The sequence below is a fragment of the Paenibacillus sp. V4I9 genome (genome assembly GCF_030817295.1).
Lineage (GTDB): Bacteria > Bacillota > Bacilli > Paenibacillales > NBRC-103111 > Paenibacillus_E.
In genome coordinates this window covers 4,991,852-5,004,550 of the sequence record NZ_JAUSZE010000001.1, presented here as the reverse complement: position 1 = coordinate 5,004,550, position 12,699 = coordinate 4,991,852, and the positions used below count along the sequence as shown (strand labels likewise).

Annotated in this window: 13 protein-coding genes and 1 pseudogene; 8 read left to right on the top strand and 6 right to left on the bottom strand. The window is 42.8% G+C overall.

The genetic code is table 11. The features are described from left to right. Window positions 1–62: 62 nt before the first annotated feature. The 5 genes from QFZ81_RS23390 (at window position 63) to QFZ81_RS23370 (ending at window position 5,536) form a co-directional block, all read left to right on the top strand. A complete protein-coding gene (locus QFZ81_RS23390) occupies window positions 63–968 on the top strand; it encodes a carbohydrate ABC transporter permease (RefSeq protein WP_307604981.1) in 906 nt (301 codons plus the stop codon). A 1-nt stretch (window position 969) separates the two neighbouring features. Beyond that, complete coding sequence (locus tag QFZ81_RS23385) at window positions 970–1,806, top strand: carbohydrate ABC transporter permease (protein WP_307604979.1); 837 nt, start codon at window positions 970–972, stop codon at window positions 1,804–1,806. Between the two features lie 86 nt (window positions 1,807–1,892). Beyond that, the gene (locus tag QFZ81_RS37600; RefSeq protein WP_307604977.1) at window positions 1,893–2,603 is read left to right on the top strand and encodes a MalT transcriptional regulator family protein; all 711 of its coding nucleotides are present in this window, start codon (window positions 1,893–1,895) and stop codon (window positions 2,601–2,603) included. Continuing rightward, window positions 2,590–4,677: a winged helix-turn-helix domain-containing protein gene (locus QFZ81_RS23375; protein WP_307604975.1), complete on the top strand. Its 2,088-nt coding sequence runs from the start codon at window positions 2,590–2,592 to the stop codon at window positions 4,675–4,677. The genes QFZ81_RS37600 and QFZ81_RS23375 overlap by 14 nt, the downstream gene beginning before the upstream one ends. Window positions 4,678–4,852: 175 nt before the next feature. Next, the gene (locus QFZ81_RS23370) at window positions 4,853–5,536 is read left to right on the top strand and encodes a DUF4386 domain-containing protein (RefSeq protein ID WP_307441045.1); all 684 of its coding nucleotides are present in this window, start codon (window positions 4,853–4,855) and stop codon (window positions 5,534–5,536) included. A gap of 172 nt (window positions 5,537–5,708) precedes the next feature. Here QFZ81_RS23370 and QFZ81_RS23365 read toward each other — a convergent pair whose 3' ends face one another. Next, on the bottom strand, window positions 5,709–6,005 hold the full coding sequence (locus QFZ81_RS23365; RefSeq protein WP_307604973.1) for a TetR family transcriptional regulator C-terminal domain-containing protein: 297 nt from the start codon (window positions 6,003–6,005) through the stop codon (window positions 5,709–5,711). A gap of 19 nt (window positions 6,006–6,024) precedes the next feature. Beyond that, window positions 6,025–6,291, bottom strand: coding sequence for a TetR/AcrR family transcriptional regulator (locus tag QFZ81_RS37460; RefSeq protein ID WP_373463706.1), 267 nt, complete (start codon window positions 6,289–6,291; stop codon window positions 6,025–6,027). 322 nt (window positions 6,292–6,613) lie between these two features. On the opposite strand from QFZ81_RS37460, the gene QFZ81_RS23355 reads away from it, so the two are divergent. From QFZ81_RS23355 to QFZ81_RS23345, 3 genes are all read left to right on the top strand, one after another. Continuing rightward, on the top strand, window positions 6,614–7,990 hold the full coding sequence (locus QFZ81_RS23355) for an MFS transporter (protein ID WP_307441049.1): 1,377 nt from the start codon (window positions 6,614–6,616) through the stop codon (window positions 7,988–7,990). Window positions 7,991–8,057: 67 nt separating this feature from the next. Then, window positions 8,058–8,600 carry an alpha/beta fold hydrolase gene (locus QFZ81_RS23350; RefSeq protein ID WP_307604971.1) on the top strand — a complete coding sequence of 181 codons (543 nt, stop codon included), beginning with the start codon at window positions 8,058–8,060 and terminating at the stop codon, window positions 8,598–8,600. Beyond that, entirely contained in the window at window positions 8,557–8,916 is a 360-nt protein-coding gene (locus tag QFZ81_RS23345; RefSeq protein WP_307604969.1) for an alpha/beta fold hydrolase, read from the top strand. Before QFZ81_RS23350 ends, QFZ81_RS23345 begins: the two co-directional genes overlap by 44 nt. Window positions 8,917–8,983: 67 nt before the next feature. On the opposite strand, the gene QFZ81_RS37455 is transcribed toward QFZ81_RS23345, so the two are convergent. The 4 genes and pseudogenes from QFZ81_RS37455 to QFZ81_RS23330 form a co-directional block, all read right to left on the bottom strand. Further along, window positions 8,984–9,331 carry a GerAB/ArcD/ProY family transporter gene (locus QFZ81_RS37455; protein WP_373463705.1) on the bottom strand — a complete coding sequence of 116 codons (348 nt, stop codon included), beginning with the start codon at window positions 9,329–9,331 and terminating at the stop codon, window positions 8,984–8,986. Then, window positions 9,315–10,097 carry a GerAB/ArcD/ProY family transporter gene (locus QFZ81_RS23340; RefSeq protein ID WP_307604967.1) on the bottom strand — a complete coding sequence of 261 codons (783 nt, stop codon included), beginning with the start codon at window positions 10,095–10,097 and terminating at the stop codon, window positions 9,315–9,317. Before QFZ81_RS23340 ends, QFZ81_RS37455 begins: the two co-directional genes overlap by 17 nt. Next, the gene (locus QFZ81_RS23335; protein ID WP_307604965.1) at window positions 10,097–11,158 is read right to left on the bottom strand and encodes a Ger(x)C family spore germination protein; all 1,062 of its coding nucleotides are present in this window, start codon (window positions 11,156–11,158) and stop codon (window positions 10,097–10,099) included. The genes QFZ81_RS23340 and QFZ81_RS23335 overlap by 1 nt, the downstream gene beginning before the upstream one ends. A gap of 25 nt (window positions 11,159–11,183) precedes the next feature. Then, window positions 11,184–12,660: pseudogene (locus QFZ81_RS23330) on the bottom strand (spore germination protein). Window positions 12,661–12,699 lie beyond the last annotated feature (39 nt).

The following is a 12,699-nucleotide window of genomic DNA, read 5'->3' as shown; positions in this document are numbered from 1 at the left end:
TTGAAGGAACCTCTGCGGGCAGCGGAGGTTCTCCTTCTCTAAGCCGATTGGAGCGTGAGAGAATGGCAACCACCATACAACCAGAAAAGAGAAAGAGGTCGTGGATTTCCTATTCCGTACTATTTCTTTTACCAGCTTTTATTCTATATACCATGTTCGTAATTATTCCTACATTCGGCAGTGTGTATCTCAGTTTTACTTCATGGGACGGAATTAGCAATGACATCCGTTATATTGGCTTTGATAACTTTGTAGAAATGTGGCACAGTGACCGCGTGCATAACGCTCTCAAAAACACACTGATTCTTTCCATTGTCTTGGTTGTTTTAGAAAATGCGGTTGCATTAGCCTTGGCTATGCTGGTTGATCAAGTGAAATGGTTCCGAAACCTCTTTAGAAGCATATTTTATTTGCCGGTTCTACTAAGCGGTATCGTTTTGGGTTTCGTTTGGACGATTATTTTGAACTATAATTTCGGTGTGCTTACGCAGATACTGGATAAGTTAAACTTATCTTCTCTTAAGCTTGATTGGCTTGGAAATCCAGATTATGCACTCATCGCGATCATCATCTTTACGGTTTGGAAGGCATCAGGCTACTATATGATCATTTATTTAGCCGGCCTTCAAGGGATCCCGCCTGAATTAACCGAAGCGGCAAGTATTGATGGAGCAAACCGCTGGCAGCAATTCAGACATATCACATTTCCTTTGCTTGCGGGTGCCTTTACGGTATGTATGATGCTGTCGATGATTGGATCTTTGAAAATATTCGATCAAATCGCCGTTATGACCGATGGTGGTCCTGGTTTCTCGACAGAAACATTGACTTATATCATCTATAAAGTAGGTTTTGGTGAGTTAAGACAGGGTTATGGAACGGCACTATCGCTTGTATTATTCATACTGATTATGATTGTCTCGATTATTCAAATTAAGGTTCTTCGCAAAAGGGAGGTTCAGATGTAACATGAAAACACAAAAACAAAAAAAAGGGTTAGATCTGCTCCTCTTTGCCATAACTCTTGTAATCGCCGTCATTTTCTTTTTTCCCATTTATTTCACTCTCATATCAGCATTTAAAAGCAATGGGGAGATATTGCGAGATGCGATCGCATTTCCAACCAGCTTGTATGTAGAAAGTTTTAAATATTTATTAACAAAGACTGATTTTCCTCATGCAATGTTGAATAGTATTCTATTGACCTTAGTCTCGATTATTTGCATGGTTGGTGTTATTCCGATGGCGGCTTATGCAATTGAACGGACGAACAAAATATGGACATATCTTGTATATGTATACTTTCTAGCCGGGATGATGATTCCTTTTCAAGTGTATATGATTCCGTTGTTCAAAGAAATGAAAATGCTGGGGCTATATGGAAGTTTAGGATCCCCGGTTCTCATCTATATTTCCGGTTCGGTCGGTTTCGGATGCTTGCTGTATACGAGCTTCTTGAAGGGGATTCCTCGTGAGATTGAGGAAGCCGCAGAAATTGACGGATGCTCTAAATACGGTATATTTTGGCGTATTGTATTTCCGCTGCTGGGACCGTGTACGGCAAGTATGGTAGTGCTACAAGGCCTCGGAATTTGGAACGACTTTTTGATGCCAAGCCTGGTGCTTCCATCCGATAAGCCAAAAACAATGATTGTGGAAATATTTGGTTTTGTAGGCGAGTATGCGTCTCAATGGGATATGGTATTTGCAGGTACAGCCATGTCGATCGTTCCTGTTCTTATTGCTTTTATAGCGCTGCAAAAGTATTTCATCAAAGGAGTCGCAGCAGGTGCCACAAAGGGCTGATATAACTGCTTAAAGTAAGGCAGTCAACCTGTAATGTGTGGAAGGATTAAGTTGATGGCGAAGAACTGCAATGTTATATTTGATCTATGAATATGCCAATTTTAGCAACTAAACTATACATCCCCCAGCTTCGGACTAAAGTGGTATTACGCCCTCGTCTGATTGAGCGGCTGAACGAGGGGCTGCACCGTAAACTGACCCTCATCTCTGCCTCAGCAGGCTTTGGTAAAACCACACTGGTCAGCGAATGGCTCGCCGGTTGCGAGCGACCGGCCGCCTGGCTGTCGCTGGATGAAGTGGATAACGACCCGGCACGCCTTCTTACATACTTAGTTGCTGCTTTACAGACGATTGCGGCGAATATAGGAGAAGGCGTGTTTGCTGTGCTCCAATCCCCTCAGCCACCGCCAACCGAATCGATTCTGACGATCCTGCTCAATGAAATTACCACCATCCCGGACAATTTCGTCCTTGTACTTGACGACTTCCACGTTATTAATGCCAAACCGGTTAATGATATACTCACCTTTATGCTCGAGCACCTGCCGCCACAGATGCACCTGGTTATCATTACTCGTGAAGAGCCGAATCTGCCCCTGGCTCGGTTACGCGTCCGGAACCAATTGACCGAATTGCGTGGCGCAGACTTGCGGTTTACCTCTTTCGAAGCCGCCGGATTTCTCAACCAGGTGATGGGCCTAAACCTTTCATCGGAAGACATAGCCGCCTTGGAAACGCCGCACCGAAGGATGGATTGCCGGCCTGCAATTAGCCGCGATCTCCATGCATGGACATAAAGACGCAGCCAGCTTTATCCGATCATTCACCGGAAGCCACCATTTCGTACTTGACTATCTGGTTGAAGAAGTTTTGCAACATCAGTCCGAAAGCGTTCAGACTTTCTTGTTGCGCACGTCTATCCTCGACCGCCTGTGCGGTCCCCTTTGTGATGCCGTCCTGCTTGACCCCTCATCTTCCGGGCAAGAAACCCTTAAATATCTCGAACGCACCAACCTGTTCATCGTCCCCTTGGACAACGAGCGGTGTTGGTACCGCTATCACCATCTCTTTGCTGATTTGCTTCGGCAGCGGCTGCACCAGAGTACTGTCACTTCTACAGAGGATGATGGTAGTGGCATGGCAGAACTACACAAACGTGCTAGCGTATGGTTTGAAAACAATGGCCTGGAGATTGAAGCTTTTCACCATGCTGCTGCCGCTAACGATGTTGAGCGTGCAGCGCGACTGGTTGAAGGAGAGGGGATGCCTCTGCACCTTCGCGGCGCGGTTGCCCCTGTACTGAATTGGCTGGAGTCACTACGGGCGGAGGTACTGGATGCTAGGCCGTCGTTGTGGGTGATGTATGCTTCGGTGTTAGTGATTGCCGGCAAACCAACCGGCATCGAACAGAAACTGCAGGCTGCTGAAGCGGCCATGCAAGGTGCCGAGCCAGACGATAAGACCAAAGACCTTGTGGGACTTATTGCCGCCACACGGGCTGCGTTGGCTGCGTTAATGATTGCCGGCCAACAGAAAGGCATCGAACAGAAACTACAGGCTGCTGAGGCAGCCCTGCAAAGTACTGAGTCAGAGGACAAGACCAAGGAAATTGTAGGATATATTGCCCCCATACGGGCCACAGTGACTGTCAACCAGCAACAGGTTGAAACCATCATTGCCCAATCGAGACGCGCCCTGGAGTATCTTCACCCCGACAACCTGTCTGTTCGCACTGCCGCTGCATGGATGCTGGGGGTTGCCTGCCAGCTCAAGGGAGATCGTGCCGCTGCCAGCCAGGCTTATACCGAAGCTATATGTAACAGTCAGGCGATTGGGGATAACAACATCACCATAATGGCTACAATCGGCCTGGGCAACTTAGAGGAAACTGCAAACCGGCTCTATATGGCGGATCAGAGTTACCGCCGCGTACTGCAGTTGGCAGGTGATCTGCCTCTGCCGGCTACCTGCGAAGCGCATCTTGGCTTGGCCCGTTTATGCTACGAATGGAACGACATGGATGCCGCTCTAGAGCATGGGCAGCAGAGTGTCCAACTAGCGCGACAGATAGAGAACACGGAAGGAGTCATTGCTTCTGAGGTGTTTCTAGCCCGTCTGAAACTTGTCCATGGAGATGTGGCCGGCGCTGCTGCTACTTTAGCTAAGGCTAGTCAGTCCGTGCGCCAGCATAGCTTAGTGAATCGAATGCCTGAAGTTGCTGCCGCACAAGTGCTTACGTTGCTCCACCAGGGAAAACAGACGGCAGCAGCTCATCTGGCTCAGACACACGAACTCCCCATCAGTAAGGCGCGGGTGCACTTGGCCCAGGGAGACACGTCCTCAGCATTGATGGTGTTGGAGCTATTGCGCCAACAGCTGGGGGCAAAGGGCTGGGAGGATGAACGGCTCAAGGTGATGGTTCTACAGGCGGTTGCTCTTCATTCGCATGGCGTCAAGGACAAGGCTGTGAAATTTATGGGTGACGCACTGACGCTGGCAGAGCCGGGCGGCTTTATCCGTATCTTCGTCGACGAGGGTATGCCGATGGTTAGGCTATTGTCCGATGCAGCAGTGCATGGGATTAAACCGGAATATATAGGTAAGCTGCTTGCTTTGTTTGAAGCTGAGGAGCAGCAGAGCGAAGATGTATCTGATCTGCCCCCTGCCATTCCGCTTATCGAGCCATTGAGCGGGCGTGAGTTAGAAGTACTACAACTCATTGCCCAAGGATTCTCGAATCGTGAAATTAGCGAGCGACTTTTCCTCGCCTTGAGTTCTGTTAAAGGGCACAATCAGAATATCTTTGGCAAGCTGCAGGTCCAGAGGCGCACCGAAGCTATAGCACGAGCCCGTGAATTGGGTCTGTTGTAGCCTAAACGTCCGTTTGCCCACCCCCTCTGAAACCCTACAACAATACCTCTAAAAACCCTAAAACAATACTTTAGTATCTATACGTTAATACCAAATTGTAGATATAATCCTTGTAAATTGAGCAAGTGGCATAGACAGTAGGTTGTGCCGCATCTCAAAACAAAGGAGAGAGAAAATGAATTCAAACAAAAAGACCGCAAGAATTGTAGGCGTATTATTTCTAATTGCGACGGCAGCTTTCATGATAGGAAATGGGGTTTTAGAATCTATTCTAAACCATCCGGAATTTCTTGCGAAACTCTATCCAGACAGAACAAAAGTGATAGTGGGAATATTCTTTGAGCTGATTAACTCCGCAGCAGTTGTTGGCATAGCCATGTTAATGTTTCCAATTTTAAAACAACATAGCGAAGCTATAGCACTTGGGTACTTTGGTTCCAGGCTCATTGAGTCTGCGCTTCTCATTGTGAGTATACTCAGCCCGCTAGTACTAATAACATTAAGCGAAGAATATATAACCTCAGGAGTTTCGGGCAATTCCTATTTTCAAACTATAGGGAATCTAGCTATGAAAGGACATTATATGGCCTTTGAAATGGCTATGTTAGTTCTTAGCTTGGGTAGTCTGATATTTTGTTATTTATTATATAAATCGAAACTAATGCCACGATTTATTTCAGTCATTGGTCTTATTGGATATGCAGCTTTGTTAGCAAGTGGCTGTTCAGCGATTTTCGGTTATGATATTGGATTGATCCTGTATATTCCAGGGGCATTATTTGAAATCATTTTCCCAATATGGTTGATAGTAAAAGGTTTTAATTCAACTGCAATAGATTCTGGGGCTGTAAAAAACTAAGAACGTTGAAGTCTTGATAAAAGTTCCTGCGGTGTCTGAAGTTCGGCTGACTGACATAAATATTCAGCTCTAAAAGGGCTGTCCTCAAGATAAATCTACTTGAGGACAGCCCTTATTTACACAGCTGTATAGCTGGCAACCCTTCCGGTACTTATAATTGCTCCTTATCGAATCACAAAATAGATAAGGCTACTTTTACAACGTCCTGCAGAGATTGCCGATCTGAAGCGGTTTTGCCAAGTACATAAAGGCCGTTACGCGTATTGACTAAAAACCGTGAAAGCTCGCGTAGAGTATGGTGGAATTTCATTCCCCCCTGTTTTTGCGCGTTCAGCAGAAAATGATAAAATCGGGACTCCATGTCGAGGTTATATGCTTCAACCCTAGTGGCGATGCCGGAATCGATTGCTGCCAGCTCCATGGCTGTATTTGCAATAAAACATCCCCTTCGCTGCGTTCCGTTACCCAAGGCACTATCGATTACCTTATCAAAGAAACGGGAAAGCACCCTCTCTGGGAGAACCGGGTTCATCTAAGATGGAAAAAAGTCTATGGTTGGAAACTTGACGGAACCGATCTAAGCAGGTCAAGAAAAATTGATTTTTATCTCCGAATGTATCATATAGGCTTCCGCGGTGAACACCGGTCTTTTCCACGAGGTCTTGAATAGAAGTTCTTTCGTAGCCTTGCTGCCAAAATAGCTCCATGGCTTTATCTAAAGCGATTTCTTGATCAAATTCTTTCGGTCTAGGCATAGGTTAACCTCCTTAAGGACAGTATAATTATTTAAGAACGGTTAGTCAAAATAAATAGCTAATATACTTTAAATATCGATCGATATGGCTTCAAAAAACCAATATATATCCTTAAATCCAAATATTATAGTTGACTGATCATTCTTAAATGGCGTATAGTTGGGCTTAGATAACGCTGCCGGAACTGTTATCTCGCTGTCTATTCAAGAATGGTCATTCTTAAATGATATTTTAATGGGAAGGAAAGAATTCTGGATGACTCTAATATTCACTTATCAAATTTGGGACTATAAAAGAATAAAGCTTGAGGGAGGGGTAAACAATGACGTTTAAGATGAAGAATGCTTCCAGCCATGAAAAGGATCAGGGTGTTATGAAAGAAGGTTTGGTTACCTTTCTACTCGGTATAACGATCGTACTCGTCATCATGAACACGATGATGTTTAATTTGGCTTTACCTGCTGTTTCAAAAGACTTTCATCTTTCTGCTTCATCTACATCGTGGATAGTGACGGGCTACTCCATTGTTTTCGCGATGGCATCCATTACGTATAGCCGATTAGCTGATTTCATTCCAATACGAAGGCTCTTTATTATAGGAATATTATTTCTCAGCCTTGCGGCAATCGCCGGATTGTTCAGTAACAATTTTATCATGCTGCTATTCGTTCGCATTCTACAAGCAGCCGGAGCAGGTTCAATCCCAGCCTTATCCCTAAATTTGATTTCACGTTATGTGCCAATTGAGCGAAGGGGTAAAGCAATGGCTCTGATCATGTCTTCCATTTCGCTTGGTCTTGGTTTAGGACCGGTCGTAGGTGGAGCCATTGTCCAATACCTAGGCTGGCATATTTTGTTCGCCGTGACGGCAGTTACTTTGCTGTTAGTGCCTTTCTTTGTAGTGCTCATTCCTAAAGAAGAGCCGCGGAAAGGGTCATTTGATGCCCTAGGCGCATTGTTTATTGGCGTTGGAACGACAGGACTGCTTCTTTTCTTAACGAACCATTCCTGGTTCATGCTCATAATTGGGCTTATCGCTCTTGCCTTATTTATCGTCCGCATCCGATCTGTTAAAGAGCCTTTCGTACTCCCATCGCTATTCCTGAATCGGTCTTTTCTCATTCTAGGAGCTGTGGGGATTGCAGCTTATCTATGCAGCTTCGCTACACTATTCCTAATGCCGCAGATTCTTGTTAAACAGTATGGCTTAAGTGCTATTCAAGCCGGGCTTGTCATTTTTCCAGGCTCGATATTAGCCGTGTTCGTATCCCGACGGGTTGGCCGTATCATTGATGCGCGTGGAAACAACACGATTATCAGATTTCTACCGTTGTTCCTTCTTGCTTCCGTCATTTTGTTCGCCTTGTTCGAAGGAACTTCATTTGTTTCGATCATGTTGATTTATATGCTAATGAGCGTTAGTATAACGATTTTGAATAGCAGTGTATCCAATGAAATGTCTAGAATATTGCTGCCTTCTCAGATTGGATCTGGACTCGGTCTGTTTCAGCTTCTCCAATTTTTTAGCGGAGCCTTCGGTGTTGCTATGACAGCAAGTGCCCTAGTTTGGCAGAAGAACATTCCTCAAGCGAGTGCTTATAGCAACATCTACTGGGGACTGGCGATAATTGTAATCTTATCCATCGGTTGCGCAATTGGTTACCTCAGATTGACTTTGAGAAAAGTAGAAATGGCCTAAGATTTAAATAAGACTCACTTTTTGGACATAATACTATCAAAATTAATCTCAGGGGAGAAGATAAATCATGAATGCAATTAAACAAAGTGGGGCAACAGCAGAAACAGTTGAGACTTCTTATATTGAAGCTGACGGAATACGATTCGCATACCGGACTTTCGGTAAACCATCCGATGTTCCGCTTGTATTCTGCCAACGTTTCAGAGGTACCATGGATGATTGGGATCCTGCTTTTGTTAATGCATTAGCGAAGGAACGTACGGTCATCCTGTTCGATAGCGCAGGTGTAGGATTTTCTTCAGGAGAGGTAGCAGAAACTTTCTATGGAACGGCGAAATTCGCAGTCACATTCATTGAAGCACTTGGTCTTAAACAATTGGATCTCCTCGGCTTCTCTATGGGAGGTTATATAGCGCAGCTAGTAACGCTTGATCGCCCCGACTTGGTCCGTCGTTTGATCTTGGCAGGTACAGGAGGTGGAACGGGGGAAGGTACACAGTCTGGCAAACCTGAAGTGTTCGAAGTTGCTTTTAAGCCGGTTAACGAACCGGAGGGACTTCCTTTACTTGTTCTTCGAACAGACGGAAACGAGCAGAGCGGCAGGGCTTAACTATCTAGAACGGCTTGCTAGAAGAAAAGACGATAGAGCGCCGTTAGTCAAGCCTGAATCGGTACAAGCGCAAATAAAATCAGCTGTGGCTTGGGGAACGAACTCAACCTTCGACCGACTGGGAGAGATCAAGCAGCCCGTTCTTGTAGCTAATGGAGATCATGATATTATGGTTCCGACTATCAATTCTTATATTGTGTCCCAGCGAATTCCTAATGCACAATTGATCATTTATCCGGATTCCGGTCACGGATTCATGTTCCAATACGCGGATTTGTTTGCCGAACATGTTTCCATGTTTCTAAATAGAGATTAATTCGACTAAGTACGATAACACAAAAAACCAGTCCAACACCATTTTTCGTGTTTTGGCTGGTTTTTTGTTATTCGGGTCGTATAGTCTTTGATTTTTGCTGTGAGATTTTGCTGCGAATCAGATAAAGGATAAATAACAGCGGGATATACGCGTAAATAAAATAAAATCCAATCTCTGCAACGTTCTTTCCTAACCAATCAATCTTAACGCGATCATTGAATGGTAGTGTGGCTATGAAGATTGCTATCAGTATCAGTAATAGTGACAACGTTGGTTTAAGATTCGTAACTCTTTTTATAATTCTAGTACAGCTCCAAACCGAGAGACAAAGCATGGGGATAATAATAATAAGCCAGATACATATAAAAATAAATTCAACCCTTGCAATAAGTGAAAACTCAATCACTTTTATCATCAAACAAAGTTGGCCAGTAGGTATGCCTTAATAACCCCTGACTAAAATACATGAGGGTTACAATCGTTAGTGTGGAGTACTTGAGTGTGCTTAAAAATAAACCGAGATGGGCCCATTTTACATTTTTCTCTGGGGCTTTTATAAATGGAAAGTAAATGAGTAAACCTTCGAATCCCATGAACATGATGCCTGAGTATTTAGATGACGTGAGCAGATCTTTCATAGAATGATTAAACACAGGCAATAAATTGTCGATATGCCCAAACTTGATATTGAAGTACATTAACAGCGGTAAAAGCGTGGAGAAAATAACACCGAAAAAACAATACCCGGCTAATACTCGAAACCCTCCGGAAACAATGTAGTAGATGATACAGATGAATAGGAATGCCAGAATCCAGGTTCTAAGGGTTGGAAACATCCAAACTTGTATGATTTCGATGTAGCCGCGAAAGACCGTTAGAGCCAGTATAAAATAATATCCGACCATCACTAAAGAAACGGCATTCCCAATGAATTTACCAAAAAGTATGCGATGTAAGTCGATGACATCTTTGGCTGGATTGCCAAGCATCCTAAATATCATCCAAATGATGACATGAAGGCTTAATCCCATAAAAAGAACTGAAATCCAAGTATCGTTGCCAGCAAAATCAAAAATTAAATGTTGAAAACTTAAAGCACCAACCCCGACCAAAGAAGCATGGATGAGGAAAAATACAAAAAAGCCGGAAATCAAGTGGTTTTCCTTAACCACGTTCTGCACTAATGCCCAACTCCCAATAATAATATTTTAACTTCTGTCTGAACATCAAATTTTAAATTTGGGTAAATGTGAGCAGTGAACTCTTGCTCATTCCAATTCCGTTGGTGAATGCTATTCTGATGGCCTAACCCAATTGGATCTACAAGATTCTTTTGGAAATTTTCCAGCATAGTCTTGATATCGGTTGTTAAGTTATTTTCGATTTGCTTCTTTAGTTCAAGCATATCGTTTTTATTTTCAAAAACGTTAAAGGATGCTGGATAATCTCGGATGTCGATTTGGAGATCAAGTGATATCACAGCTTTTTCATTTATTACAGACATTTTTCGTTTTGAATCAATAATTTTAAATGAAATTTGTTCGTTTTGATCATTTGTGAAATCATATATGCCTGACGTGATGTTGGCTTTATGATCTTTAAGGAGTTTAATAAATAATCCTTCTTTATTTGTCAACAAAAGCTTTAATTTTTCACCCTGAAAAATACCTGCACCGTCCATTTGTAAAACACCTTTGGGGTTTTTAACCAAAATGGGCAAATAAACATCTTGTCCTTCTCCAAAGTAATGATCAAGAAATAAATGGCCATTTGTTGTAGGCGTATTCCCAGTGTCCATGTTTTGTTTGATTAGATTTGATAAATAGATGGGTGGATATTTTAAAGTTTCAGATAATATATCTCTTGCCAGATCTGTTGTTAAAACAATTGTAGAGCGATTACTAATAAGGGGATCACGAACTACGGTACTGGCAAGCTCTGATATGCCTCTTCTGGCCATTTTTTCACTAATAACCAATGTCCGTAATTGACCGATTGCTATAGGGTGATCCGATTGCGTAGTGAAAGGTGTAAGTATCTCATTAAATGATTTAACTTCTCCATTAAATAGAAATAATCTAGCTTTTTTTTCATACGCCGTATATGTACCGCTAACCTTAAATGTATCTCCTTGCAAGTCGCATCCAATACTTTGTATAAGCTTAATCCGATCTATAATTTGTTCTTTTGCGCATCCCGATAATAGGAAGCAAAAGAAAAGGAGGGAGACAAATCTATTCATGCCGCTAGTTCCCTTACTTCGTAATTTATTCGTTGTTGTAATCGTTACTAATATCGTTATTTTTCTTTACCTTATATCTTTTGATCGAGAGAGGACGTAGAAAACGAGGTCGATTAAAAGTAAGACTGAGGGAAGATCGAATAAAACTATCTGTGAAATCACGGAAACGAAATGGGAACATGGGAACAATGTAGGGAGTACCCAAAGATTTTAATCTCAACAAATGGCCTAAAAGAATCACTAACCCGATCATAATGCCTAACCCACCCCATGCTGCCGCCAAGCCCATCAAAGGAAACCTCAAAAAACGGATCGTGTTAGCCATTTTGAAAATGGGTGTGGCAAAAGAAGAGAGGGCCGAAAGAGAAACAATGATGATTAATATGTTGCTCGTGAGAGCGGCTTGCACGGCTGCTTCTCCGAGTACGATACCGCCCACAATCCCCAACGTTTGTCCGACTTTGGTTGGCAATCTGGACCCAGCTTCACGTAACATTTCGACGGTTAATTCCAACAGCAATACTTCAATAATCGGCGCAAAGGGGACATTCGTTCTTGATTCGATAATCGGGGCTAGAAGAGATGCGGGATGACGGAATAATGAAAGGTTAACACGGCAACATAGAAGGGAGATGCAAGAATGGAAAAGGCAACTCCCAAATACCGTATGCACCGAAAGAATGAACCCAAAACCCATGGCAGATAATAATCTTCGGGTGAGAGGAAAAAATCAAACACAGTGGTAGGTCCTGATATGACATAAGGAGAACCACTGCTTAATATGGCGACTTGACCGTTAAGAAGATTTAATTTTGTCCTGTCCACACGTTCAGATGACATAAATAAAGGGAATGGTGAATTTGCGTTATCCGCTATGATTTGGTCAAGAACCGAACTATCAAATATCACATCAAAATCAAGATCCTTTGTCTTACTGTATTTATATGCTGGGGGTTGCAAACACCGTCTAAATAAACAATTATTACTCTCGTTTGTGACAGAGAACCTATGATATGTTCCTCAAACATAAGTTTATCCGATATAATCTCTTTTCGGAGTAAATTAAGGTTGGTATCGATATCTTCGACAAAGCCGACTTTCGGACCAATTACGCTGTATTCGTTATCCGCTTCGTTATTACTTCGATACCCGCGTTTTAGATCCGCAATATGGATTAAGAGCCCTTCATTTAAATCAGGTTCCATCTGAATATAAATGAAGCCTTTAATCAAGCTTTGCGAAATCTCTTCCAAATTTGATGATAACGTGATTTTCTCAAGGGGAATCATATTTTTTAACGCATGAAGAGTATTAATTTCTGCTTCTGAGATTTGAATATGGTGGAGTAATTCATGATGAATGAGTTCCTGGTCTACAATGGCTTTGCAATATGTAAAATGAAACCGTTTGTCGTGAATAGTATGGACAGATTGTTCAAAATCATTCGATTTGAAGGTATCTTTCAAAACCGTGTATATAGTTTCCGGAATTGGAATCAACACCTCTCAGTAAGATCTTCCACTTATTATGAACTTAGATAC

What these genes read in the sequence shown, in the direction of transcription:
- QFZ81_RS37460 (WP_373463706.1), bottom strand. Translation starts at nt 6,291, where the DNA reads ATGCCTAGACCGAAAGAATTTGATCAAGAAATCGCTTTAGATAAAGCC.
- QFZ81_RS23350 (WP_307604971.1), top strand. Translation starts at nt 8,058, where the DNA reads ATGAATGCAATTAAACAAAGTGGGGCAACAGCAGAAACAGTTGAGACT.
- QFZ81_RS23385 (WP_307604979.1), top strand. Translation starts at nt 970, where the DNA reads ATGAAAACACAAAAACAAAAAAAAGGGTTAGATCTGCTCCTCTTTGCC.
- QFZ81_RS23375 (WP_307604975.1), top strand. Translation starts at nt 2,590, where the DNA reads ATGCATGGACATAAAGACGCAGCCAGCTTTATCCGATCATTCACCGGA.
- QFZ81_RS23390 (WP_307604981.1), top strand. Translation starts at nt 63, where the DNA reads ATGGCAACCACCATACAACCAGAAAAGAGAAAGAGGTCGTGGATTTCC.
- QFZ81_RS37600 (WP_307604977.1), top strand. Translation starts at nt 1,893, where the DNA reads ATGAATATGCCAATTTTAGCAACTAAACTATACATCCCCCAGCTTCGG.
- QFZ81_RS23355 (WP_307441049.1), top strand. Translation starts at nt 6,614, where the DNA reads ATGACGTTTAAGATGAAGAATGCTTCCAGCCATGAAAAGGATCAGGGT.
- QFZ81_RS23370 (WP_307441045.1), top strand. Translation starts at nt 4,853, where the DNA reads ATGAATTCAAACAAAAAGACCGCAAGAATTGTAGGCGTATTATTTCTA.
- QFZ81_RS23335 (WP_307604965.1), bottom strand. Translation starts at nt 11,158, where the DNA reads ATGAATAGATTTGTCTCCCTCCTTTTCTTTTGCTTCCTATTATCGGGA.
- QFZ81_RS37455 (WP_373463705.1), bottom strand. Translation starts at nt 9,331, where the DNA reads ATGATAAAAGTGATTGAGTTTTCACTTATTGCAAGGGTTGAATTTATT.